We start from the raw sequence: 24,196 nt of genomic DNA, 5'->3' as shown, positions 1-24,196 counted from the left end.
ACACCTGGAGACCTGATGCAACTGGCTGCCGAGCCCGAGTTCGTGACCTTCGACATGAACGGGACGCTGATCAATTTCCGGATCAACGATGCCATCCGAGAAGTGATGGCCGACCGGATTCCCCAGGAGGTGGAGCGCGCGTTCCTCCGCCTCACCGGACAGCTCCGGATCGACGAGTGCATGGGCGAATGGAAGCCGTTCCACCAGATAGTGGAGCAGTCATTGCGCCGGTCCACCCGCATCTTCGGTCTCGACTATCGGCCGGGTGACGGCGGTGCGGTCTACGAGCAGCTTCCGTCCCGGGGACCGCACCCGGGCGTGCCGGCCGCTCTACAGCGCCTGGCGAAAGCCTTCCGGCTGGTCATCATCACCAACACCGACGACGCACACGTCCACCAGTTGGTCGAGCACCTGGATGCACCGTTCGAGGTCGTCATCACGGCGGAGGAGATGGGTGTCTACAAGCCGAGGTTGCGGGCCTTCGAGTATCTGCTGGACCGGCTCGGCGTAGAGCGGGACCAGATCGTGCACGTGTCGTCCAGCCCGCAGTACGACCTTCGACCCGCTCATGACATGGGGATCTCCCAGAAGATCTTCGTCGATCGTGGATTCGAACCGGACCAGCCCTGGCTGGGATACGAACGCATCACCGATATAGCCGACCTGCCTCGGGTGCTCGGCGCGTGAGGCACGAGCAGCAGTTGCTCATGGCGCGCAGTGCGCCACCGATGCGGACAACAGGGAAAGGAGCAGGAGTATGACGGACGCACGCACCTACACGGTCGACCTCATCGCGGGCGACGGGATCGGCCAGGAGGTCGTCCCCGCCGCCACCCGCGTCGTCGACGCCCTCGCCGACCGGCACGGTTTCGACGTCACCTGGCGGGATCGCGACTGGGGCTCGGCATACTTCTTCGAACACGGCCGGATGATGCCGGTCGACGGGATCGAGCAGCTCTCGGACGGCGACGCCATCCTGCTGGGCGCGGTCGGACATCCGGAGCTGCCGGACCACGAAACGCTGTGGGGACTGCTGATCCCGATCCGGCGCGAGTTCCTGCAGTACATCAACCTGCGACCGGTCCGGGTGCTGCCCGGAGTCGTCTCACCGTTGCGCGATGTCGAGGACCTGGACATCGTCGTCGTGCGGGAGAACGTCGAGGGGGAGTACTCCGCGATCGGTGGCCGCGCCTATCGCGGTGCGACCGAGGAGTTCGCCCTGCAGGAAGCGGTGTTCACCCGCACGGGCGTGACCCGCGTGGCGCGCTACGCGGCCGAGCTCGCCGCGTCGCGGAACGGATCACTAACGTCCGCAACGAAATCCAACGGCATCATCCACTCGATGCCGTTCTGGGACGAGGTGGTCACCTCGGTGGTCGCGGACTTCGACGGGGTGGAACTCACCAGTGTCCTCATCGACGCGTTGACCGCGGCGCTGGTGCTGCGGCCACACGATTTCGATGTGATCGTCGCGTCCAATCTCTTCGGCGACATCCTCTCGGATCTGATCGCCGCGCTCGCCGGTTCGATCGGCATCGCGCCCAGCGCGAACATCAACCCGCCTCGCGAGCACCCGTCGATGTTCGAGCCGATCCACGGCTCCGCGCCGGACATCGCCGGCAAGGGCATCGCCAATCCCACCGGCCAGCTGTGGTCGGCGTCGATGATGCTGGACCACCTCGGCGAGCGCACCGCGGCGACCGGCCTGATGACGGCGATCGACGAGGTCATGGCAGCCGGGATCCGCACGGCCGACCTCGGCGGCTCGGCCGGCACCGAGGAGTTCACCGCTGCCGTGCTGCGGGCCATCGCCTCCTCCTGACCTCTTCCACCGCTGACCCTCTTCTTCCGGAACCTACGAAGGAATCCCATGGCATCGCTGAGTCCCCTTCTGAAACAAGCAACCCCGGTCGTCGTCGAGCATGCCTCCGGCAGCTGGATCCACGGCACCGACGATCGTGACTACCTCGACTTCACCACCGGCATCGGTGTCACCAGCACCGGCCACTGCCACCCGCGAGTCGTCGAGGCGGCGCGCGAACAGACCGGCAAGGTGATCCACGCGCAGTACACGACCGTGATGCACAAGCCGCTGCTCGAGCTGACCGACAAGCTCGGCGAGGTGCTGCCGCCGGCGCTCGACTCGGTGTTCTACGCCAACTCCGGATCCGAGGCGGTCGAGGCCGCGATCCGACTCGCGCGGATGGCGACCGGGCGCCCGAACATCGTTGTCTTCCAAGGTGGTTTCCACGGGCGGACCGTGGCGGCAGCCTCGCTCACGACGGCGGGGACGCGCTTCTCGGCGGGCTTCGCACCGTTGATGTCGGGCGTTCACATGGCCCCGTTCCCGTATGCGTTGCGCTACGGGTGGAACGAGGCCGAGGCCGTCGAGTTCGCGTTGCGCGAACTGGACTACCTGCTGCTGAGCCGCACCGCGCCGAACGACACCGCTGCCTTCCTGATCGAGCCGGTGCTCGGCGACGGCGGCTACATCCCGACGCCACCGGCCTTCCTCGAGGGCCTGCGCGAGCGCGCCGACCGGCACGGCATCGTGCTCATTCTCGACGAGGTGCAGGCCGGCTGCGGACGCACCGGGAAGTTCTGGGGACACCAGTACTCCTCCGGCGATCCCGACATCGTCATCACTGCCAAGGGAATCGCGTCCGGCTTCCCGATCAGCGCGATCGCGGCATCGACGGAGCTCATGTCGAAGGGTTGGCCCGGATCGCAGGGAGGAACGTATGGCGGCAACGCGGTGGCCGCAGCCGCGGGCTGCGCGACGCTGGACGTCATACGCGATGAAGGACTGGTCGAGAACGCACGCGTGCGTGGCGAGCAACTGCAGGACGGCCTGACCGTGCTGCAGGCGAAGTACGACGCCATCGCTGACGTTCGGGGGCTCGGGCTCATGCAGGGCATCGAGTTCACCGACGCATCGGGCGAGCCGGACCCCGCGACGGCGGCGGCCGTGCAGCAGGCCACCACCACGCACGGGCTGCTGACCCTGACCTGCGGGCCCGCCGGCAACGTCGTACGCCTGATCCCGGCCCTCGTGGTGACCGCGCAGGAGATCGACCTCGGACTCGAGCGGTTCGCGCTCGCACTCGCCGACGCGGTGACCCGATGACCACCCGCACGACCGCAGGGACGACCGCACCAGGAGCCCGCATGACCGTCACCAGCGAGGTCCACGACCTCGTCCAGTCCGTCCCGACCGGTCTGTTCATCGACGGCCAATGGGTCGACGCCGCGTCCGGAAAGCGTTGCGACGTGGTCAATCCCAGCACGGAGGAGATCATCGCCACGATCGCGGACGGCGGCCCGGAGGATGCCGACCGGGCGCTCGACGTGGCGGCGCGGACCCAGCACACGTGGGCGCGCACGGCGCCGCGAGCGCGCAGCGAGATCCTGCGCAGGGCGTACGACTTGATGATGCAGCGGCAGGACGAGCTCGCCACGATCATCACCACCGAGATGGGCAAGCCGTTCGCCGAGGCGCGCGGCGAGGTCGCGTATGCCGCGGAGTTCTTCCGCTGGTTCTCCGAGGAAGCCGTGCGGATCGGCGGCGATGCCACGGTCAGCGGTGACGGCCGCACCCGGATCATCGTGACCAAGGCACCGGTCGGCCCGTGCGTGCTGGTGACGCCGTGGAACTTCCCGCTGGCGATGGGGACGCGCAAGATCGGCCCGGCCATCGCGGCGGGGTGCACCATGGTCTTCAAGCCGGCACACCTGACGCCGCTGAGTTCCTTTGCGCTGGTGGAGATTCTGCAGGAGGCCGGCCTGCCGTCCGGCGTGCTGAATGTCGTGTGCTCGTCGGATCCGGGTTCGGTGGTCGAGCCGTGGCTGCGCAGCGGCAAGGCACGCAAGGTGTCCTTCACCGGGTCCACCGCAGTCGGTGTGCGGCTGTTGGAGCAGGCGAGCGAGCACGTCATGCGCTCCTCGATGGAGCTGGGCGGCAACGCGCCGTTCATCGTCTTCGACGACGCTGACCTCGATGCCGCGGTCGAGGGCGCGATGGTCGCCAAGCTGCGCAACATGGGTGAGGCGTGCACCGCGGCGAACCGCTTCTTCGTGCACCGCGGCGTGATGGACGAGTTCGCGCGCCGGCTCGCCGAGCGGATGGGCGCACTGACCGTGGGCGACGGTATGACGGACGGCACCGACGTCGGACCGCTCATCGAACCCAAGGCGGTCGAGAAGGTCGCGTCGCTGGTGACCGACGCCGTGGACCGCGGCGCGCGAGTCGTCTGTGGCGGCGCGCCGCTCGAAGGTGACGGATTCTTCTACGCACCAACGGTTCTGGCGGATGTCGAACCCACTTCGGACCTGATGTCGCAGGAGATCTTCGGTCCGGTAGCTGCGCTCATCCCGTTCGAGGACGAGGACCAGGTCGTGCAACTGGCCAACGACACGGACTGGGGTCTGGTCGGCTACGCCTTCACTCGCGACATCGATCGGGCCTTCCGGTTGCAGGAGTCGATCGAGGTCGGCATGCTCGGCATCAACACCGGCCTGGTCTCGAACCCTGCCGCTCCTTTCGGTGGTGTCAAGGAGTCCGGGCTCGGTCGCGAAGGTGGTCGCACCGGCATCGAGGAATTCCTCGAGACCCGCTATCTGGCGATGCCTCGATCGATCGGTGGGTGACGCGAGGTGGAACGGTTCTCGGCAGTTCTCGATGCGCTGGGCGACCGGGTGAGCACGCCCGCGCCCGTCGTCCTGCTCGATGTGGTGGAGGAGAACATCCGCCGGATGCAGGAGTGGGCCGACAGCCACGGGAAGCGGCTCCGCCCACATGTGAAGACGCACAAGTGTGTGGAGATCGGCCGGATGCAGCTGGCGGCCGGTGCCTCCGGCCTGACCGCCGGCAATCTCAGCGAGGCGGAGATCTTCGCGCGCGCCGGGTGCGAGGACATCTTCCTGGCGTATCCACTCTGGGCGGCGGGTGCCAAAGCCGAGCGGCTACGCACCCTCGCGGACCGGACCCGGCTCAGCGTCGGAGTCGAAAGCGTCGGGGCGATCGAGCAGCTCGCGGCAGCGATGGGTGACCGGGCGGGCCGGCTCGGTGTCGTTGTCGAAATCGATTGCGGTGCACGGAGATCGGGCGTGCCGCCACATGATGCGGGCCGTCTTGCGGCGCTGGCGCGCGAGCGCGGCCTCGCGGTGTTGGGCGTCTTCACTTATCCCGGCCACGGCGGAACGGTCGGCGCGCGCGAAGGAGCAGCACGGGACCAGGCCGACGCGCTGCGCACGGCGGTGGGGTCGCTCGCCGAGCGCGGTATCGAGGCCACCGTCGTGAGTGCCGGCTCGACGCCCACCGCCGAGTTCTGCACCGACGAGGTCATCACCGAGATCAGGCCGGGCGAGTATGTGTTCAACGACCACGACAACGTCCGACTGGGGGATTGCGGACCCGAGGACATCGGCCTGTTCGTCGCGAGCACCGTCGTGAGCGACCAGGGCCACTCAGATGTCATCGTCGACGCCGGGACCAAAGCCCTGGCGCGAGAAGGCAATCCGGAGCGCGGCTACGGGCAGGTGCCCGCGTATGACGGATACCTCAGGCTGCTGAACGAGTACCACGGGTTCCTGCAGTTGCCCGAGACCGGATCGCGGCCGGCCGTCGGTGAACGGATCCCGGTCGTGCCGCATCACGTCTGCCCGGTGGTCAACAGCTTCGAGGAACTGATCATCTCGAACACGGCCGGTGAGCTGCTTGGTCGCTGGACCGTGGACGCGCAAGGCCAGCTGAACTGATCCCGCATCCCGTCCGTCCGAAGAGAGACTCGACATGACTGTGCACTCGCTGTCCGATACCGAAACAGATCCGGCGGCCGCCCTCGCGGCGCTGGGCCTGACCTTGCCCGAGGTCGTGGAGGACCCGAAATACCTCGACTGGCGAGCATCCGCCGACGGCCGGATCCACCTCTCCGGCCAGCTCCCCTACGTCGACGGGAAACTACCCGTCACCGGGGCCGTAGGAGACACGGTCGACGTGGACACGGCTCGCGCGATGATGGTGCGAGCGACCTTGAACGCCCTGGCTGTCGGGGCCGACGCGGCGGGCGCCCTCGAGCGGCTCCGGATCGTGCACATGTTGGCGTTCGTCCTGAGCGCTCCGGGCTTTGCTGACCAGTCGAGGGTCGCCGATGCCGGGAGCGAGCTGTTGGTCCAGGTGTTGGGTGAGCACGGGCGCCACGCACGTACGGCGATCGGCGTCGCCGGGTTACCCAGGAACAGTCCCGTTGAGGTGCAGCTGGTGTGCGAGGTGCGCCGATGAGCGGGACGGAACGGGATCGCGAGCGTGTCGATCCGGCTGCGGCAGAGCATGATTCGGCAGGTCGAGTGTTGAACGTGTTGATCACCGGTGCGTCCAGCGGGATCGGCGAGGCCGTGGCCGAGCGATTCCGGGCGTCCGGTGCGAAGCTGTTCCTCACCGGCCGGCGCGCCGAACCCCCGTCGACGTTGCGGCCGGTGGAGCGGTACCTCGCCGGTGACCTCAATGACGAGACGTTCGTCGCCCAGGTCATGGACGAGGCAGTTGCGGAGCTCGGCCCGATCGATTCGGTCATTGCCTGTCACGGCCTGCAGGCCGATGGCGCACTCACCGAGATGGAGGTGGGGAAGGCACTCGAGTTGCTCGAAGCGAATGTCCTCAGCGTCTTCTCCGTGCTCAAGCACGCAGTGCCGCGGATCCGCGAGGGCGGCGGGCAGATCGTGCTCGTCAGCTCCCGGCTCGGTCTGGTCGGGATCCCCGGCCAAGCCATGTACACCGCTGCCAAGGGCGGACTCGTCATGCTGGGCAAAGGCGCCGCCGTCGAGCTCGCGCCTCGGAACATCCGGGTGAACATCGCGGCTCCGGGGCTCACCGAGACCCCGATCATCGAGGCGGGCATCCAGCGACACTCGGACCCGGAGGCCTATCGGGCCCAGCGCGCAGCGACGATCCCGATGCAACGACTGGCGCAACCCTCGGAAGTGGCCGAAGCGATCTTCTTCCTGGGCTCGCCGGCGTCGTCATACATCACGGGTGCGGTGCTGCCGGTCGACGGCGGTTACACCGCGGCCTGAACGGGTCCCGTTGTCAGGCGGGCACAACACCGGTCCGGTTCGACGAAGGGGTCCAGTCGCTCGACGGTTGTTCCGGAGCCGTCGAGCACGCCCTGCATCAACCCCAGATGTATGGCGCACACGAGCCCGCCGTCGGGCGTGGTCAGCTCCAGGAACGGGCAGTGCCGCAGGCTGATCTCGTCGGGTGTGTCCTGCTCGGGCGCGAAGCCCAGCTCATCAAGGGCGTCGAGCAATCCCGTGACGGGAGAGGACTTTTCGGCATACTCCTGACCGGAGGCGAGGCGCGAACCCCAGGCGCGTCCGGCACGACGCGCGTGCTCGGCCGGGCTGCGGCGGGACCTGATGTCCAGCAGCAGCGCTTCGGCCAGGGACTCGTAGCCACGTGGCCCGCCGCGGTCCATCGCAGCGACGGCACGCACTCGGGTCGCCGGCCGGCCACGGCCCGAGGGCGGGATGACGACGTGCTCGACCTGATGTGCTTCGAGCAGCGAATCCAGGTGGAATCGCACGGTATTGGCGTGCACGCCGGTCTGCCGTGCCACGTCCGCGATGGTGAGCGGCTCAGAGCTCGCACGCAGTACGCGCAGGATCTGCGCACGCGTGGAACTCATGACGTCCCTTTCGAGATCGTCAGCAGCGCCACCGAGTCGGCGAGTGCGACGACACCGTGCCGGCGCTGGGGTATGGCGATCATGTCACCTTCGCCGAGCTCCCACTGCGCGTCACCGGCGGTGAGTCGCACGCGCCCCCGGATCACCTGCAGGAACGCCTCGCCCGGGTTCTCGTGCTCGGACAGTTGTTGTCCGGCAAGCAGTGCGAGCGCGACGGTCGTCAGCACCCCGCCGTCCGGAGCGGCGGGGATCGCCTGCGTCGCGCGACCACTGCTGGCCTCGCCCGCGCGGGCGAGGAGTTGATCGGCGAGCGCACCGAGGGCGAGGGCGGAATCTGTCATGCCTAGAATTTACACAACCTCCTGTTGTGAAAAACCTCGAACCGAAAGTAGCGCGATGTCCGACCAAGCCGCGACCACCCAGACCCTCGACGTGCGCGGTATGCGCAAGCCGGACAAGCACCCGACGATCTTCGCGACGTTCAAGGACCTCGCAGTCGGCGATGCCTTCGTGCTGGTCAACGACCACGACCCGAAGCACCTGCACGAGGAGTTCGAGGCGGAGTGGCCGGGCGGCTACGACTGGGAATACCTCAATCAGGAGATGCGTGACTGGCAGATCCGCATCACCCGGCGCGCGAGTGCGCCGACGCCCCGCCTGCTCGGGCGGGCCGATGAGCTGGGCGGCGAGCCCGGCGTCGACGGTGCCGTATGGCGCCTCGGCGCGCGCGACCGCGACCTGGACGCGAGCGTGCTCGAGGTGCAGCCCGGCGTGGCGCTGGAGCCCCACCGCGGCCCGGGCACGGACGTGCTGGTGCACGTGCTCTCCGGCGATGGCGCGCTGGTCACCGAGGTCGGCCAAATCCCTTTGCAGCCAGGCGCTCTCGTGCACATACCGGCCGGCGCGACCCGCGGCTTCAGCGCCGGTGACGCCGGGCTGCGCGCGTTGCTGGTGCAGCAGCGCCGTCAGGAGCTCAAGCTCGGACTGTGACCCCCATTGCCGTCACTCGGCCAGGTTAGGCCGCAACCTGGATCGGCACGGCCCGACTGCGTATGACGAGAGAGCCACGTCCCGGCGCCGGGCGACCGGCCGGCCCGAGGGTCGCGCCGAGCAGGTCACCGTCGCGGCGGCCCGGCTGCAGGATCACGCCGGTCTGCTTGCGGCGCAGCTCGGCGACCGCGCCCCGGTAGGCATTGGCGAGGGTGTCGGACCGCCCACTGGCACAGACGATCCCGCCGTACCGCCGGCCGTGTTGCAGGTAGTCGGTCAGCAGGTCGTCGACGGGTGACCCGATCAGCTCATCGACGTCATCGACGAGCACCGCACCGCCCGGATGCTGGTTGAGCCATGCCGCGAACGCGTTCGGGTCGGTCAGGTCGAGGACGTCGGTGCCCGGCGGCAGCGGCGGTGGAGTGCCATGGCCCGAGATCCAGCACACCGGCCGGTCGGAGAGCTGGTGCGCGATCGTCACCAGCGCGGTGCTCCGCCCACTGCGCGGCGGACCCGCTATGAGGGCGGCCAGCTCCCGGAAGCTGCCGAGCGGCAGCCCCACCGGTCCGATCTCGGTGCCGCCGACGCCGAGCATCAGCTGGCCATCGGTTCGCGGTAGCTCGTCGCGACCACACTGCTCCGGCATGGCCGCGAATCGTCGCACGCCGCTGGCGTCCATCTGCTTGCTCAGCGACGAAATGTGTTGTGCGACAGCTGCTCCCGCGAGGTTCGCAATGGGGGTCGCCACCTGTAGCTCGAGCTTGTCCGGACAGACCAGCGCGCGTCCCGGTGGCATCGACTCGGGGAAATCCGTCTCCCGCATGCCGAGCAGGACTGCATCGCCGGAGTCTGCCAACCGCAGCACGAGCTTGCGGGGGAAGCTGCTCACCACGCGGCCGGTCGCCAGGGCGCGCCCGCCGGTCGCGGCGGCATACAACCCGACGGCGGAGCCGTCCCGCAGGAGCTGGAGCAGCTCGTCGGTCAGCCGGCCCAGGGTCGTCTCCTCGCTGATCTCGGTCAGCGTCTCCCAGCCGTCGATGAGCAACAGGATGCGTGGCAGCGTGCCGCCGGCCCGCACGTGCTCGGAGAATCCACTGGCCTCGTCGCGGGCGAATTGCTGCTGACGAGAGCGTATTTCGCCGATGAGCCACTGGACCAACTGGTTGATCCGGCCGGCGTCGTCACGTTCGATGACCGCACCCACCTGCGGCAGCGCGTTCAAGGCGCCGAGGTTCGATCCCGTGTCGACCACGTAGACCGCCAGACCTCCGTGCGGCCAGCGCTGCGCCGCCGACACGGCGATGGTCCGCAGCAGGGAAGTCCGGCCACTGCGCGGGCCACCGACGATCGCCAGATGTCCGTCGGCATCGAGATCCCATGCGATCGGCCGGGTGAGCTGCTCCTGCGGAACATCCATCAGCCCGAACGCAATCGCCTCGGCCCCACAGGGCTCGCCGCCGACCCTGTATGGCGCTCCGCGCAGGTCGTCGATGGTGACCGCCGCCGGCAGGGGCGGCAGCCACGGTGAGTCGGGCACGGCGACGGCGAGCTCTTGCGTCGCCTCGGTGATCGCCGCGACGACGCGACGGAGGTCGGTCGGACCGTCCGGCTCGGCCGTCGCGGTACGTCGCATCGGCGCGCCGCCGCCGGTGTCGGCGACGGACACCTCGATCTCGGCCCCGTCGCCGGAACTACGACCGCCGATCCGCGCCGTCTGGAAGGTGACCGGTCGCCCGCCACCGGTGCGCACGATCGCGCGTCCGGGCAGGGCGGCCGGGAGCTGCGCTGCATCAGCGGCATCGATCACGTCCTGCGAGTCGGCGCCGTCACGCACGCGCAGCGCGATCCGCAGATTGACGTTGGCGCGTATGTCGGCCGACACCACACCGGCCGGCCGCTGCGTCGCCAGCACGAGGTGTATGCCGAGCGAGCGACCCACTGCGGCGAGACGGACCAGCCCGGAGATGAAGTCGGGCATCTCCTCGGCCAGGACCCTGAACTCGTCGATGACGAGCACCAGTCGAGGAAGCGGCGCGACGCTCGGGATGCGTTGATAATCCTCGATGTCCTTGGCGCCGACGCGGGCGAGCAGTTGCTCCCGCCGACGTACTTCCGCGCCCAGTGACGTCAGCGCCCGCGCAGTCAGGTGGACGTCCAGATCGGTGACCAGCCCGACCGTGTGCGGCAGTCCCGCGCAGTCCTGGAACGCGGCGCCGCCCTTGTAGTCGACCAACACGAAGACCATCTCGTCCGGCCGGTTGGCCAGCGCCAGCGACGTGACGAGGCTCTGCAGCAACTCCGACTTGCCCGCACCGGTGGTGCCCGCGATCAGGCCGTGCGGGCCGTCGGTGGCCAGGTCGATCCGCAGCACGCCGTCGCCGCTGAGTCCCAGCGGAGCGACGGTCGATCGTGGCGCCATACGCCAGTGCTCGGCGACGCTGCGTGCTTCGGTCGCGTCGCAGCCGCCGGCGCGCCATACGTCCAGCAACGCGGCGCGGTCCGGGATCGAGCCGGAATCGACGTCGGGGGTGGCATCGCGGATGCCGGCCAGTTTCGTCGCGACGGCACGCGTGACGGTGAGCTCGGGCAGGTCCGGGCAACCCTCGGCATTGACTGCTCCGGCGACCGTGACGGCAGTGCTGCTGGTGACATGGATCGAGACGTCGCACTCCGCGGGGAGGTCGGCGGCGTCGCCGACCGCGATCAGTGCGACGCCCGCGCGTTCGGCGTCGCGAAGCAGGGCAGTCACCTCCGGCCGGTTGCCGAGTCGCGCGCAGTCATCGAGTATGACGAGAGTGCCGACCGGCGGGTCCTCGTTGCGCACCGAGATCCGGTCGTCCTTCGCTGGGAGCAGCTCGGAAAGCATGCGGGTGCAGGCACTTTCGTCGGTCTCGACGTCGACGATGGTGCTCGCGGCATGGGGCGCACCGGTCACGTGCGGCAGCGCCGCCGCCCAGGACCACCGGTTCCGTGTCGCGGCGGTGTCACACACGACCACGATGCGCACGAAGTGCGGCGACTGCCAGGTCGCCACTTGCAGCAGCAGCCCATGCACCATCCTGGCCCGCTCACCTGCCGGCCCACTCACGCCGATCACGCGGGAGTGGTTGAGGGAGAACGTGATCGGCGCATCCATCAACGACAACGTCTCGACGCTGCGGCCGTCCCCGGAAACCTGCACCTTGCTCGGGATGCGACCGGTGCCCACCCGGCAGTGCAGGTAGTCGTGGTGCGACGGCGAGCGTGACCAGAGCCGGCCATCACGTGCTGTCGCAGCGCGGAGAGTGTCACTGATCGGGGGCGCCAGGCGGCGCCGGAGGCCGAGCTCGGTCTCGACGGCGGAGGCCTTGTCCTCCTGCAGGCGGCGCAGCTTCTCGGCATACTCCGCCCGTTGCGCCTTGGCCTTGCTGGAGCCGCCCTGCCGGTCCGAGATGTGCTGGCCGATCATCATCACGGGGCCGAGGAACGCGAACATCAGGAACATCGCGTTGTGCATGACCAGGACCATGGCGATCGCGAGTACGGCGGGCAGGACGATGACCGGCCACGGCAGCTTGTGTCGCTCGGGAGGAGTCGGCTTGGTCGGCCGCTCGAGCGTTGTTTCGTTTATCTGCAACGGGATTCGCGGAGCGCGCTGGAAGGGCACGCGGCAGGATTCGTCCGTCTCAACCGTGTCATCGGCACTGAGGGAGCGTTCCAGCGCGAATGTCGTGGAGCCGGCGCGCAGGCGTTGCCCGGCCCGCAGCTCGGTCGGCTCCGCGGCGACGAGCGACCGGCCGTCGATGTGGCTGCCGTTGGTCGAGCCGGCGTCGGAGACCATCGCGCGGCCCTGGTCCAGCCCGACGATCAGGTGGGTGCGCGACAGGTCGGGGTCGTGCAGCGTCAGCGTGTTGGCCGGCGCTCGACCGATGCGCTGCACCTGGACGCCGAGGGCAGTGCGCGCGCCGACGTCCGGCCCCTCGGTGACGACCAGCTCGAGCAGGTGGCGGGACTCGGCGGCCGTCGGCCGTGAACCGAGCTGCACGCCGTTGAGCAGCGGCTGCCGGCCCAGCAGCGTGTCGTCGGTGAGGAGTCGGTTGCCGGCATACAGCTGATCGGGGACGGCGATGCCGCAACCGCGGATCGCGTCGCGCGCGGCCGACCAGGTGGTGCCTTCCGGGGCACGGACACAGACGATGACGGGCTCGGAGGCGACACTCACGAGGTGCAGGCGAAGTGCGCGGCTGGAAGCACGATGCGGTTCGGGTGTCGATGGCGGCATGAGTTGATTGTTTGCCGATTGCCGAGCAAACCGCTGTGGCAGAGGCGCGCCTTGTGGATAACGAACGTTCCGGACGTGCTCCCCTCGCCTGATCGCAAGCGCCGGGCGCATACCCGCTGTGCCGGCATTTCGGCCTGTGGATAACCTCCACGGGCCGCACGGATGGGACATGCTCAGGGGAGATCGACCGGCGCACAGTGCTGTGCAGGTGTCCAGGTGCTGGTCGTGAAGGTATGGCGTAGGTAAAGCTTTTTGCCGAAAACGCCATACGCGGCCGGTTCATGTGTTGTATATGCACGTTCACCGCGGACGTGGGCGCAAGTTTCAGGGGAGGAGTCCGATGGATGGCGCAGATGTCATCGAGGACGAGATTCGGGAGCTGATCCGTCGGCAGCGCCTCGATCCGGCTCGTGACCAGCAGGTGTTGCACGGCCTGGTCCGGGACGCGGTGCAGGACTACGAGGAGCGCAGCCTGCACGGCGGGCTGGTGCCCCTCGGCGACCGCGAGAAGGCGACCCAGCGCGTACTCGACGCCGTGCTCGGCTACGGGCCGCTGCAGCCCTACCTGGACGATCCGACGATCGAGGAGATCTGGATCAACGAGCCCGAGCGCGTTTTCGTGGCGCGGCACGGTGTCCCCGAGCTGACCGCCACGATCCTGACGTCCGAGCAGGTCCGCACGCTCGTGGAGCGGATGCTGAAGCCGAGTGGTCGGCGGATCGACCTCTCGTCGCCTTTCGTCGACGCCACCCTGCCGGACGGCAGCCGCCTGCACGTCGCGATCCCGGACATCACCCGCAGCCACTGGCTGATCAACATCCGCAAGTTCGTGGCACGTGCGCGCCACCTGGACGATCTGGTGCGGCTCGGCACCCTCACCGCGCCGGCCGCCCGCTTCCTGGGTGCGGCCGTCTCGTCCGGCCTCAACATCCTGGTCGCCGGAGGGACCCAGGCCGGCAAGACGACCACCCTCAACTGCCTGGCCAGCGCCATACCGTCGATGGAGCGGGTGGTGTCGTGCGAGGAGGTCTTCGAGCTGCAGCTGAGCCTGCGTGACTGGGCGGCATTGCAGTGTCGTCAGCCGAGCCTCGAGGGCACCGGCGAGATCCCGCTGCGCCGGCTGGTCAAGGAAGCGTTGCGCATGCGCCCCTCCCGCATCATCGTCGGCGAGGTTCGGCAGGAGGAGAGCCTGGATCTGCTCATCGCGCTCAACTCCGGGCTGCCGGGTATGGCGACCCTGCACGCCAACTCCGCGCGCGAGGCGATCGTCAAGATGTGCACGCTGCCGCTGCTGGCCGGGCCCAACGTCAGCTCGACCTTCGTCGTGCCGACCGTCGCAGCGTCGATCGACCTGGTGGTGCAGATCGCCCTGGACCGGGACGGCACGCGCCGGGTGCGTGAGATCGTCGCTGTGCCCGGACGGGTCGAAGGCGACGTCGTCGAACTGGCCGACATCTTCGTGCAGCGCGACGGGCGACTGGTGCGTGGCAGCGGATTCCCTACGCACGAGGAGCAGTTCCACCGTGCCGGGTATGACGTCGCCGAGCTGCTCGGGGACCGGTGAATCCGCAATGAACACAGTCTTTCCGCTCATGTTCGGCGCGGGGCTGCTGTGCATCTGGTGGTCGTTCTGGCCGCGTGACGAGACACCCACGAAACGGTCGCGCACCACGTTGCGCGAGCAGCTCGAGGACGAGGTCGTGCAGTCCGCCATCAACGGACTCACCCTGACGCGCTTGCTGTGGATGTCCGGTGCCCTCGGGGCAGTCGTGCTGATGATCGTGATGGCTGCGACCGCCGTGCCGGCCATTGCGGTGGCGTTCGCGGCGATTGCGGCATACGGACCGATCGCGGTGGTGCGCGGCAAGGCCCGCCGCCGGCGCAGTCAACTGCGCGACCTCTGGCCCGACGTCGTCGACCACATCGCGTCCGCGGTGCGTGCCGGCCTGGCCCTGCCGGAGTCGCTCTCGCAGTTGGCGATTCGTGGCCCGGAGGAGCTGCGTCCGGCGTTCGCCGAATTCGCCCACGACTACCGCGCGACCGGGCGATTCCACGAATGCCTCGACGCGTTGAAGGCCCGGCTCAGTGACCCGGTCGCGGACCGGCTGGTTGAGTCGTTGCGGATCGCCCGCGAGGTCGGCGGCACCGACCTGGGCAAGCTGTTGCGCACTCTGTCCACCTTCCTGCGCGAGGACGCACGCACGCGCGCCGAGCTCGAGGCCCGCCAGTCGTGGACGGTCAACGCGGCCCGGCTCGCTGTTGCGGCGCCGTGGATCGTGTTGGCAATGCTGGCAACTCGCGGTGACTCACTTGCGGCATACCGTCAGCCGAGCGGCGTCGTCGTGCTGATCATTGGCACCGCGGTCACCCTCGTCGCCTACCGCGTCATGCGGCGTATCGGGCGACTCCCGGTCGAAGCGCGGGTGCTGCGGTGATCGCCACCTACGCGTGGTTCGGCGCGCTGCTCGGCCTCGTCGCCGGTGTCGGACTCCTGCTGGTCTATGTCGGGCTGCCGATGCACCGCAAGCCCGACCTGCACTCCCGGATCGAGCCGTATGTCCGGGACACTCCGATGCCGTCGCGACTGCTGTCGACGCCGACCGACCGGTTGGACGTCAACCACGTCCTCGCACCGCTGCTACGGCGGTTGGGTGGCGTGGTCGACCAGGTCCTGGGTGGCGCGACGTCCGTCCGGGTCCGTCTCGAGCGGGCCGGCCAGCCGCCGGACCTCGAGGGGTTCCGTGCCCAGCAGGCGCTGTGGGGGATCGTGGCGATGGTGGTGGGCGGCTGTTATGTCTCGCTGACGTTCGTCGGCGGGGACGGCTCGCCGGTGCGCGCAATCATGATCCTGTTGATCGCATTCGCGGTCGGCGTCGTCGCGCGTGACCAGATGCTGACCCGTGCAGCAGAGCAGCGCGAGCAGCAGATTCTTGCCGAATTCCCTGCCGTTGCAGAGATGCTCGCGCTCGCAGTGACAGCCGGGGAGGGCGCTGCCGCTGCGCTGGAACGCGTCGCGAACCTCTCCTCCGGTGAGTTGTCCGGAGAGCTCGCCCGCTGCCTGGTCGACGCGCGGGCCGGCTCGTCACTGCCGCAAGCGCTGCAGGGCCTTGCCGACCGCTCGGGAGTGCCGAGCCTCGCGCGCTTCGTCGACGGTGTCGTGATCGCCGTCGAGCGCGGGACGCCCCTGGCCGACGTCATGCGCGCCCAAGCTCAGGATGCCCGTGACTCCAGCAAGCAGCAACTCATCGAACTCGGCGGTCGCCGCGAGCTGATGATGATGGTTCCGGTCGTCTTCCTCGTGCTGCCCGTGACCGTGCTGTTCGCGATCTTCCCCGGACTCGGGGTCCTCAACATGTCCATTTGACCCGTCACACAACAGAATTCAACCTCAGGAGGAACCATGACCGTCATCGCGAAACTGCAGATGCGGATCATCCGAGTGATGCAGTCACTCCAACAGCGGATCGACAGCGTGGAGAGCAGCGAGCGTGGTGACGTGCCGGGCTGGGTGCTGATCACCATCATGACCGCAGGTCTCGTCACCGTGCTCTGGGCGACCGCACAGGATGCCCTCACCTCGTTGTTCAGCAGCGCGGTCAACGGCGTCACCGGAAAGAAGTAGAGCGTGCGGGCAGACCGCCCGCGCGATGTTCGACACCAGCGGAAGGGCGATGAAAGCGGTTCAGCCACAGCTGAATTCGCGCTCGTCGGCGCTCTCGTGGTGATCTTCTTCCTCGCGGCGTTCCAAGTGGGCTTCTCGCTCTACGTCCGCAACACGCTGATCGAGAACGCCGCCGAGGGCGCACGCTACGGCGCGCGCGCCGATGCAACACCGGCCATGGGCGCCCAGCGCGCTGCCGAGCTGATCCGCGCGAGCCTCGCCGACAAGTACGCCTCGAACGTCTCGGCCACGACCGAGCTCGAAGGCGGCGCGCAGGTCGTCAAGGTCACCGTACGGGCACCGCTGCCGATCGTCGGACCCTTCGGCCCGTCGCAGTCGCTGACCGTGTCCGGGCGGGCGTATGCGGAGGCGCAATGAGGGGCTTTCGTCATACAGCTGTGGCCCGGCGGTTGCGGGAGCGACTGGGTGGTGCCGACGACCGGGGGAGCGCACTGATCGAATTCATCGTCATCGGGCTGCTGCTGACACTGCCCGTCTTCTACCTCGTCATCACGCTCGCCAGGCTGCAGGCCGGCACGTATGCCGTCGCGGCCGCCGCACGGGAGTCCTCCCGGATGTTCGTGACGGCTGACGGTGATGCAGCAGGGGAGACCCGATCGCAGGCGGCTGCGGCCATGGCCTTCGCGGACCAGGGTTTTCGCGGGGAAGGAAAGGTGCAGATGCGCTGCAGCAAGCACCCGTGCCTGAGCCCCGACTCGGTCATCGAGGGAGTCACCGACCTGGACGTCGAGCTGCCGTTGATCCCGGACTTCCTGCGCGGGGTGGTGCCGTCGAGCATCCACCTGCACTCCCGCCACGCCGAAGTCGTCGACCACTACCGGGCCCGCCGATGAGTTCGCTGCAGCGCCTGCGCGCCCGGCTTCCGGACCGCGATGACGAGCGCGGCCGGGTGGTCCTGCTGATCGCCGGGTTGTTCGGCATCCTCGCGGTCCTGATCGTCGGCGGGGTCAACGTCACCGCCATACAGCTCGCGCGGATGCAGGTGCTCGACGCGGCCGATGCCGCTGCGGCGAACGCCGCGGATGCGGTCGATGAGAGCAGTCTCTACAAGGGCGGACTCGGCTCCGACCTGACGCTTTCCGATCAGTCCGTGCAGCGTTCGGCCGGCGCCACGCTGGCCCGCGAGGACGTCCCCGCGCACGTCACGGGCTGGCGCATCTCCGACGGCACGGGTGCACAGGACTCGCGCACCGCAGTCGTGCGGGTGGCGGCAGTCGTCCATCCGCCGGTGCTCGGCGGCATCATGTCCGGCATGTTCGGCGACGTGCACATCACCGTGCAGTCACGCGCTCACGCCGACGTCGGGTGACCGCCTGCCACGACGGGCTGTGGTGGGCCACGCTCCCGGCATACGAGGGAAGGCTGGTGACGCCGTAGGCTGTGGCGTTGTGGCTACTGACTTTCCTGCCGAGATCAAGGCGTTGCGCACCACCATGGACACCGTCCGCGGGGTGACCGACCTCGACACACTGCGCGCTCAGATCACGGACCTGGAGCAGCAGTCTGGTGCGCCCGACCTCTGGGACGACCCCGAGCACGCCCAGCAGGTGACCAGCAAGCTGTCGCGCGCCAACGCCGAGCTCGAGCGCGTGGAGACCATGGACCAGCGCATCGACGACCTCGAAGTGCTGGTCGAGATGGCGCAGGAGGAGAACGACGCCGACACGCTCGCCGAGGCCGAGAAGGAGCTCACCGACCTGCACAAGGCTGTCGGGGAGCTCGAGGTCCGCACGCTGCTGGCCGGCGAATACGACCAGCGCGAGGCTGTCGTGACGATCCGCGCCGGCGCCGGCGGCGTCGACGCAGCCGACTTCGCCGAGATGCTGATGCGCATGTACCTGCGCTGGGCCGAGCGGCACGGCTACCCGACGAAGGTCATGGACACCTCGTATGCCGAGGAGGCCGGCCTGAAGTCCGCGACCTTCGAGGTCAACGTGCCCTACGCCTACGGCAACCTGTCGGTCGAGGCCGGCACCCACCGCCTCGTCCGGATCAGCCCGTTCGACAACCAGGGCCGCCGGCAGACCTCGTTCGCCGCCGTCGAGGTGGTGCCGCTGATCGAGCAGACCGACTCCATCGAGATCCCCGACAACGAGCTCAAGATCGACGTCTTCCGTTCCTCGGGGCCGGGCGGGCAGAGCGTCAACACCACCGACTCCGCGGTCCGTATGACGCACATCCCGACCGGCACCGTCGTCTCGATGCAGAACGAGAAGTCGCAGATCCAGAACCGCGCCGCCGCGCTGCGCGTCATGCAGTCCCGGCTGCTGCTGATCCGCCAGCAGCAGGAGGCCGCGGAGAAGAAGGAACTGGCCGGCGACATCAAGGCCAGCTGGGGTGATCAGATGCGCTCCTACGTGCTGCACCCTTACCAGATGGTCAAGGACCTGCGCACCGAGCACGAGGTCGGCAAGACCGACGCGGTCTTCGATGGCGACATCGACGACTTCATGGAGGCCGGCATCCGCTGGAAGCGCAACCAGGAGAAGGCGAACGCCGAAGGCTGACCCGGGGACGACCAACCGGTGTGCCGTTCTGGCGACCGTTGTCAGTTGTGCACGGGTCTCGGGTGTGATCGTGTGCCGTTCCGGCGACCGTTGTCAGTTGTGCACGGGGTTTGGGCGGTTTCGCGTCCCGAATCGGCGACCGTTGTCACTTGTGCACGCGTCTCGGGCGGTTTCGCGTCCCGAACCGGCGACCGTTGTCAGTTGTGCACGGGTATGACGCGAACCCTGTGACTCCTGGGGAATTTGTGACTTCCGGGCGCGCCTGACCCATCGATGACGGGCACCGACATACGGTGTTTCGGCCAGTCACCTGACCCCCGAAAAGGCCTCCCGTCTCACATGATTCGTTTCGAACACGTCACCAAGCGGTATGCCGCACGCGGTTCCGCCGCTCTCGACGACGTGAGCCTCGACATCGACCGGGGTGAATTCGTCTTCGTCGTCGGCGCTTCGGGATCGGGCAAGTCGACCCTGATGCGCCTGATCACCCGGGAGATCACTCCGAGCGCGGGTTCGGTCCTGGTCGCCGGGCGTGACCTGGTGCCGATGCCGGAGCGCAAGGTTCCGGCGCTGCGGCGCGACATCGGCGTCGTCTTCCAGGACTTCCGCCTGCTGGAGGGCAAGACCGTCTACCAGAACGTCGCCTTCGTGCTGCGCGTCCTGGGCAGCAAGCGTCACCAGATCAAGCAACTTGTCCCCGAGACCCTCGACCTCGTCGGCCTGGACGGTATGGCGGGGCGCTTGCCCCACGAACTGTCCGGCGGTGAGCAGCAACGGGTCGCGATCGCACGTGCCGTGGTGAAGAAGCCCCCGATCCTGCTGGCCGACGAGCCGACCGGCAACCTCGACCCGGAGACCAGCAACGAGATCGTCAGCGTCCTGGACCGCATCAACAAGACCGGCACGACCGTCGTCATGGCGACCCACGACCAGGGCATCGTCGATGTCTTCAAGAAGCGCGTGCTTGAGCTGAAGGACGGCGAACTCGTGCGCGACGAGGCCCGCGGCGGCTACGCGTCACACGTTTCCCGCGAGCGGGACAAGGACTGATCCGATGCGTTTGACATTCCTGCTCGGTGAGGTCGGCAACGGCATCCGCCGCAACGCCTCGATGATCGTCTCGGTCATCCTCGTGTCGATGGTCTCGCTCTTCTTCCTCGGCGCGGGCCTGCTCGCCCAGCGCGAGGTCAGCACGGCCAAGGGCTTCTGGTACGACAAGGTCCAGGTCTCGATCTTCTTCTGCACGCCGCAGTCGACGCAGGCCGAGTCCTGTGCCGACGGCGCAGCGACCCAGGCCCAGAAGGACCAGGTCAAGAGTCAGCTGGACGGCATGAAGCCGCTGGTGCAGCACGTCTACTACGAGAGCGCGCAGCAGGCCTACGACCGCTTCAAGAAACAGTTCCGGCACAGTCCCTACATGTCGGACATCAGCGCCGACTCGATGCCCTCGTCATACCGGGTGAAGCTCTCCGATCCCGACAAGTACAACGAGGTCGTGGCGTCCTTCGACGGCCAGCCGGGTGTCGAAGCGGTCAGCGATCAGAGCAACGTGCTCGGCACTTTCTTCAAGTTGCTGAAGGTGATCAGCGTGGGCGCGGTCGCGCTCGCGGTGGTGATGGTCATCTGCGCGATCCTGTTGATCACCACCACGATTCGTCAGGTCGCCTATACCCGGCGACGGCAGGTCAGCATCATGCGGCTGGTCGGGGCGTCGTCGACGGTGATCTATCTGCCGTTCGTCCTGGAGATCCTGCTGGCGACCCTCGTCGGCGCAGGACTCGCGGTCGGATTGCTCTGGGCCCTGGTGCATTACGGCGTGGAGGGCTTGTTCAACAGCAGCGGATCGACCAACGGTGAGCTGGTCAGCATGATCGGCACTGCAGACGTGTGGGACTTCGCTCCCTGGCTGTTTGCCGGCGCGATCGTGATCGCGTTGGCAACCGCGTGGTTCACCCTGCGTCGTTATCTGAGGGTCTGAGGAGTCGGTATGTCGTCGTACAACCACCATTCTCTCCGCCGCGGGCGGCTGATCGCCGGGGCATGCGCCGTCGCCGTGATGACCACCGCGATCGTCGCGCCCGCCTCGGCCGATGTCGACGACCAGAAGAAGAAGGCCGACGGCAAGGTCGCCGCCACCCAGCAGAACCTGGACGACACCTCGGCGCAGCTGGTGAAGGTCAACAACGCACTGGTGAGGACCGACAAGAAGGTCGCCGGCGCCCAGCAGAAACTGAAGTCCGCCAACACCCGGCTGACCAAGGCCAACAACCACCTGCGGGACATGCGCTCCGAGCTGGCGATCGCCAAGGCGGACGAGAGCAAGAACAAGAGCGCACTGGCCACCAACAAGGTCCAGCAGGCCAAGTCCAAGATCCTGGTCGGTGGCATCGCCCGCCAGAGCTACATGTCCGGCGGCCTCGGCAACCTGCAGCTGACCCTGAACATCCTGACCAGCCACGGTGACGTCACCTCGAAGCTGTCGGTCGCCGACATGGTGATGCGGCAACAGGGCGGGGTGCTCAGCAAGCTCGCCAGCGAGCGCGCCAACGGCACCGCGGCGGGCGACCGACTCAGCGCCGCACGCCGGCGCATCGCGACCCTGACCATCAAGGCGACCAATGCGCAGACCGCGGCGGAAACGGCGCAGCACTCGGCGACCACCGCTCGCAATTCGGTGGTCTCGCTGCAGAAGAAGCAGACCGAGCAGCGCAACGCGCTGAAGAAGCAGAAGAAGATCGAGCTCGCCAACCTCGCCAAGCAGAAGAAGGAATCCAACCGGCTGGCCGCCATCATCCGCAAGCGCAACATCGCGGCCGCGAAGGCGGCGAAGCGGGCGCGGGAGACGGCGCTGCGCAAGGCGACGCCGCCCGTCGCACGGTCGTCAGGTGGCAGTGCCTCGCGCGGTGGCGGCGGCGTCCTGGCCGCACCCGGCGCCATCGGATCCATCGTGTCCGGCTTCGGCATGCGGGTGAACCCGGTGCTCGGCATCAGCATGCTGCATGCCGGCGACGACTTCCCGTATGCGTGCGGCACCCCGGTCCACGCCGCGCGCGGCGGCACCGTCGCCAGCACCGGATGGGACAGCGCGGGCGGCAACTTCGTGCTGATCGACCACGGCTACATCGGGGGCGTCAACATCGCCAGCTACTACGCGCACTTCGAGCGATCCGCCATCGTCCGCACCGGCCAGCACGTGAGCAAGGGGCAACTGATCGGCTATTCGGGTTCGACCGGCCGCTCGACCGGCTGTCACATGCACTTCGGAGTGATGGCCAACGGCCGCTGGGTCAACCCCATCCCGTACATCTCGTGAGCCGCGGCGCTCGGCGGACGCACCGGGAAAACCGGTTTGCCCCCGCTCCGTAGACTGGTCCAATGGCCAAGAAAGCGAAGAAGTCCGCGAAGGACGAGCCGGCCAAGAAGGTCGTCGCCAGCAACCGCAAGGCGCGGCACGACTATCTGATCGAGGACACCGTCGAGGCCGGCCTCGTGCTGACCGGCACCGAAGTGAAGAGCCTGCGGATGGGGCGCGCCTCACTCGTCGACGGGTATGCCGACGAGCGGCACGGCGAGCTGTGGTTGGAGAACGTCCACATCCCCGAATACATCAACGGCAACTGGACCAATCACACGACCAAGCGACGTCGCAAGCTGCTGATGCACCGCCACGAGATCGACAAGCTGATCGGTAAGTCGCAGGAGGCCGGGCACACGCTGATCCCGTTGTCGCTGTACTTCCTGAACGGCCGGGTGAAGGTCGAGATCGCGCTCGCCAAGGGCAAGCGGCAGTACGACAAGCGCCAGGCGCTGCGCGAGCGGCAGGACAATCGCGAGGCCGAGCGCGCGATGTCCCGCGCCGTACGCCGCGCGCACAGTCAGGCGCGCTGATCAGCGGTCATCTGGTCAGCGGTCATCTGATCAGCGGTCATTGAGTCCGGCCAGCGTGTGCACCATGCGCCCGCGCACTCCCGGAAGGTGACCGACGCCGCCGAGGGCAAGGTTCCGAGCGGGTCGCAACCGTGGGTTGATGGTGGCCAGCCTGGTGAGCCGCTTGGTGAACCGCACCACCGATAGCGCTCGGGGCCGTCGCTGTGCGCCATACCGCTGCAGGGCGCGTGCGTCACCGCCGAGCGCCGCGACGAACGCGTCGGCGGCGCCGAGGGCGTCCCGCAGTCCGAGGTTCATACCCTGCCCTCCGGCCGGGCTGTGCACGTGCCCGGCGTCCCCGGCGAGCAGCACCCGCCCGACCGCGAACTCGTCCGCGACGCGGTGATGGATCCGGAAACGCGAGCCCCACAGCACCTCCTTGATCGTGACCTGCCGGGCCTGCGGGCCTCGCTCGGACAGGAGCGCCTGCAGGTATGCCGCGTCCGGCGACTCCGGCGCCTCGCCGACATCCGCGACCAGCCGGAACGCCCCGTTGGGCAGCGGAACGACCACGAGGACACCGGTGTTGCCGAAGTAGATGCACGCCTCCCGCTGGGGTAGCCCGCCGTCGATCCGGACGTCGCCGAGCGCGAACCCACTGGTCCCTGCAGCATCGTCGACGCCGAAGCCGACGCCGATCGCTTCACGTACGAGGCTGTGCATGCCGTCCGCGCCGAGTACGAAACGGGCGCGCAATGTCCGGCCCTCGTCGATGGTGAGGTCGACGCCGGAGTCGTCCTGAGTGAGGCCGGTGACCCGGTGCGGGCGCTGTATGACGCCGCCCAGTGCGGCGAAGCGATCGGTCAGGATCGCCTCGGTGCGGTCCTGCGGTATGGCGAGCGTGAACCGGAAGCTCGTGTCCAGCTCGGCGAAGCTCAGCGGCAGCAGGACCCGGTCGTGGTCGCGAACGCTGAAGTCGGGACAGCGCAGTCCCTCGTCGATCATCCTGCGGGCGACGTCGATGCGGGTCAGCACCTCCAGCGTCCGGGGGTGCACCAGCGTCGCGCGCGATGTGTCGCTGCCGGTGGCAGCGGCGTCGAGCACGGTGACGTCGACGCCGCGGCCGGCCAGGGCACAGGCAGCGGCGACGCCGACCGGGCCGGCTCCGACGATCGCGACGTCGGTCGTGGTGGGAATCATGCGGCTC

General features: G+C 68.3%; 24 protein-coding genes. 20 read left to right on the top strand and 4 right to left on the bottom strand.

Annotated features, from left to right (window positions below; genetic code table 11):
* Positions 1-15: 15 nt before the first annotated feature.
* From VG502_RS03730 to VG502_RS03700, 7 genes are all read left to right on the top strand, one after another.
* Positions 16-687 carry a haloacid dehalogenase type II gene (locus VG502_RS03730; RefSeq protein ID WP_325548681.1) on the top strand — a complete coding sequence of 224 codons (672 nt, stop codon included), beginning with the start codon at positions 16-18 and terminating at the stop codon, positions 685-687.
* 70 nt (positions 688-757) lie between these two features.
* Positions 758-1,822, top strand: coding sequence for a tartrate dehydrogenase (locus tag VG502_RS03725; RefSeq protein WP_325548680.1), 1,065 nt, complete (start codon positions 758-760; stop codon positions 1,820-1,822).
* Positions 1,823-1,870: 48 nt separating this feature from the next.
* Positions 1,871-3,127, top strand: coding sequence for an aspartate aminotransferase family protein (locus VG502_RS03720; protein ID WP_325548679.1), 1,257 nt, complete (start codon positions 1,871-1,873; stop codon positions 3,125-3,127).
* A gap of 41 nt (positions 3,128-3,168) precedes the next feature.
* Positions 3,169-4,647, top strand: coding sequence for an NAD-dependent succinate-semialdehyde dehydrogenase (locus VG502_RS03715; RefSeq protein WP_325548678.1), 1,479 nt, complete (start codon positions 3,169-3,171; stop codon positions 4,645-4,647).
* 6 nt (positions 4,648-4,653) lie between these two features.
* Positions 4,654-5,757 carry an alanine racemase gene (locus VG502_RS03710; RefSeq protein WP_325548677.1) on the top strand — a complete coding sequence of 368 codons (1,104 nt, stop codon included), beginning with the start codon at positions 4,654-4,656 and terminating at the stop codon, positions 5,755-5,757.
* Positions 5,758-5,791: 34 nt separating this feature from the next.
* Positions 5,792-6,280: a RidA family protein gene (locus VG502_RS03705; protein WP_325548676.1), complete on the top strand. Its 489-nt coding sequence runs from the start codon at positions 5,792-5,794 to the stop codon at positions 6,278-6,280.
* On the top strand, positions 6,277-7,071 hold the full coding sequence (locus VG502_RS03700) for an SDR family NAD(P)-dependent oxidoreductase (RefSeq protein ID WP_325548675.1): 795 nt from the start codon (positions 6,277-6,279) through the stop codon (positions 7,069-7,071). The genes VG502_RS03705 and VG502_RS03700 overlap by 4 nt, the downstream gene beginning before the upstream one ends.
* On the opposite strand, the gene VG502_RS03695 is transcribed toward VG502_RS03700, so the two are convergent.
* The gene (locus tag VG502_RS03695; protein ID WP_325548674.1) at positions 7,056-7,682 is read right to left on the bottom strand and encodes a helix-turn-helix transcriptional regulator; all 627 of its coding nucleotides are present in this window, start codon (positions 7,680-7,682) and stop codon (positions 7,056-7,058) included. The two genes, VG502_RS03700 and VG502_RS03695, sit on opposite strands and share 16 nt — an antisense overlap.
* Positions 7,679-8,023, bottom strand: a complete 345-nt coding sequence (locus VG502_RS03690) for a cupin domain-containing protein (RefSeq protein WP_325548673.1) — start codon at positions 8,021-8,023, stop codon at positions 7,679-7,681. The genes VG502_RS03695 and VG502_RS03690 overlap by 4 nt, the downstream gene beginning before the upstream one ends.
* Positions 8,024-8,078: 55 nt before the next feature.
* Between VG502_RS03690 and VG502_RS03685 the strand changes: the two genes are divergently transcribed.
* On the top strand, positions 8,079-8,672 hold the full coding sequence (locus VG502_RS03685; protein WP_325548672.1) for a DUF2249 domain-containing protein: 594 nt from the start codon (positions 8,079-8,081) through the stop codon (positions 8,670-8,672).
* Positions 8,673-8,697: 25 nt separating this feature from the next.
* On the opposite strand, the gene VG502_RS03680 is transcribed toward VG502_RS03685, so the two are convergent.
* Positions 8,698-12,873: an FtsK/SpoIIIE domain-containing protein gene (locus VG502_RS03680; RefSeq protein WP_325548671.1), complete on the bottom strand. Its 4,176-nt coding sequence runs from the start codon at positions 12,871-12,873 to the stop codon at positions 8,698-8,700.
* 400 nt (positions 12,874-13,273) lie between these two features.
* On the opposite strand from VG502_RS03680, the gene VG502_RS03675 reads away from it, so the two are divergent.
* The 12 genes from VG502_RS03675 (at position 13,274) to smpB (ending at position 23,010) form a co-directional block, all read left to right on the top strand.
* Complete coding sequence (locus VG502_RS03675) at positions 13,274-14,497, top strand: TadA family conjugal transfer-associated ATPase (RefSeq protein WP_325548670.1); 1,224 nt, start codon at positions 13,274-13,276, stop codon at positions 14,495-14,497.
* Positions 14,498-14,504: 7 nt separating this feature from the next.
* On the top strand, positions 14,505-15,368 hold the full coding sequence (locus tag VG502_RS03670) for a type II secretion system F family protein (RefSeq protein ID WP_325548669.1): 864 nt from the start codon (positions 14,505-14,507) through the stop codon (positions 15,366-15,368).
* On the top strand, positions 15,365-16,297 hold the full coding sequence (locus tag VG502_RS03665; protein ID WP_325548668.1) for a type II secretion system F family protein: 933 nt from the start codon (positions 15,365-15,367) through the stop codon (positions 16,295-16,297). Before VG502_RS03670 ends, VG502_RS03665 begins: the two co-directional genes overlap by 4 nt.
* Positions 16,298-16,375: 78 nt before the next feature.
* Positions 16,376-16,555 carry a hypothetical protein gene (locus VG502_RS03660; protein WP_325548922.1) on the top strand — a complete coding sequence of 60 codons (180 nt, stop codon included), beginning with the start codon at positions 16,376-16,378 and terminating at the stop codon, positions 16,553-16,555.
* Positions 16,556-16,558: 3 nt separating this feature from the next.
* Positions 16,559-16,972 (top strand): TadE/TadG family type IV pilus assembly protein, encoded by a 414-nt coding sequence (locus tag VG502_RS03655; protein WP_325548667.1) that lies wholly within the window; start codon positions 16,559-16,561, stop codon positions 16,970-16,972.
* Entirely contained in the window at positions 16,969-17,448 is a 480-nt protein-coding gene (locus VG502_RS03650; protein WP_325548666.1) for a pilus assembly protein, read from the top strand. Before VG502_RS03655 ends, VG502_RS03650 begins: the two co-directional genes overlap by 4 nt.
* Positions 17,445-17,924, top strand: a complete 480-nt coding sequence (locus VG502_RS03645; RefSeq protein WP_325548665.1) for a hypothetical protein — start codon at positions 17,445-17,447, stop codon at positions 17,922-17,924. Before VG502_RS03650 ends, VG502_RS03645 begins: the two co-directional genes overlap by 4 nt.
* A gap of 79 nt (positions 17,925-18,003) precedes the next feature.
* Positions 18,004-19,122, top strand: a complete 1,119-nt coding sequence (gene prfB, locus VG502_RS03640) for a peptide chain release factor 2 (protein WP_325548664.1) — start codon at positions 18,004-18,006, stop codon at positions 19,120-19,122.
* Positions 19,123-19,461: 339 nt separating this feature from the next.
* On the top strand, positions 19,462-20,172 hold the full coding sequence (ftsE, locus tag VG502_RS03635) for a cell division ATP-binding protein FtsE (RefSeq protein ID WP_325548663.1): 711 nt from the start codon (positions 19,462-19,464) through the stop codon (positions 20,170-20,172).
* Positions 20,173-20,176: 4 nt separating this feature from the next.
* Positions 20,177-21,100 carry a permease-like cell division protein FtsX gene (ftsX, locus tag VG502_RS03630; protein WP_325548662.1) on the top strand — a complete coding sequence of 308 codons (924 nt, stop codon included), beginning with the start codon at positions 20,177-20,179 and terminating at the stop codon, positions 21,098-21,100.
* Between the two features lie 9 nt (positions 21,101-21,109).
* Complete coding sequence (locus VG502_RS03625) at positions 21,110-22,435, top strand: peptidoglycan DD-metalloendopeptidase family protein (protein WP_325548661.1); 1,326 nt, start codon at positions 21,110-21,112, stop codon at positions 22,433-22,435.
* A gap of 62 nt (positions 22,436-22,497) precedes the next feature.
* Positions 22,498-23,010 carry an SsrA-binding protein SmpB gene (gene smpB, locus VG502_RS03620; protein ID WP_325548660.1) on the top strand — a complete coding sequence of 171 codons (513 nt, stop codon included), beginning with the start codon at positions 22,498-22,500 and terminating at the stop codon, positions 23,008-23,010.
* Between the two features lie 30 nt (positions 23,011-23,040).
* Here the strand turns inward: smpB and VG502_RS03615 are convergent, their stop codons facing one another.
* Positions 23,041-24,189: an FAD-dependent oxidoreductase gene (locus VG502_RS03615; RefSeq protein ID WP_325548659.1), complete on the bottom strand. Its 1,149-nt coding sequence runs from the start codon at positions 24,187-24,189 to the stop codon at positions 23,041-23,043.
* Positions 24,190-24,196 lie beyond the last annotated feature (7 nt).

The organism is Flexivirga sp. (genome assembly GCF_035551235.1).
Lineage (GTDB): Bacteria > Actinomycetota > Actinomycetes > Actinomycetales > Dermatophilaceae > Flexivirga.
Note: the sequence above shows the minus strand (reverse complement) of the source record. Positions and strands in the feature narration are given on the sequence as shown.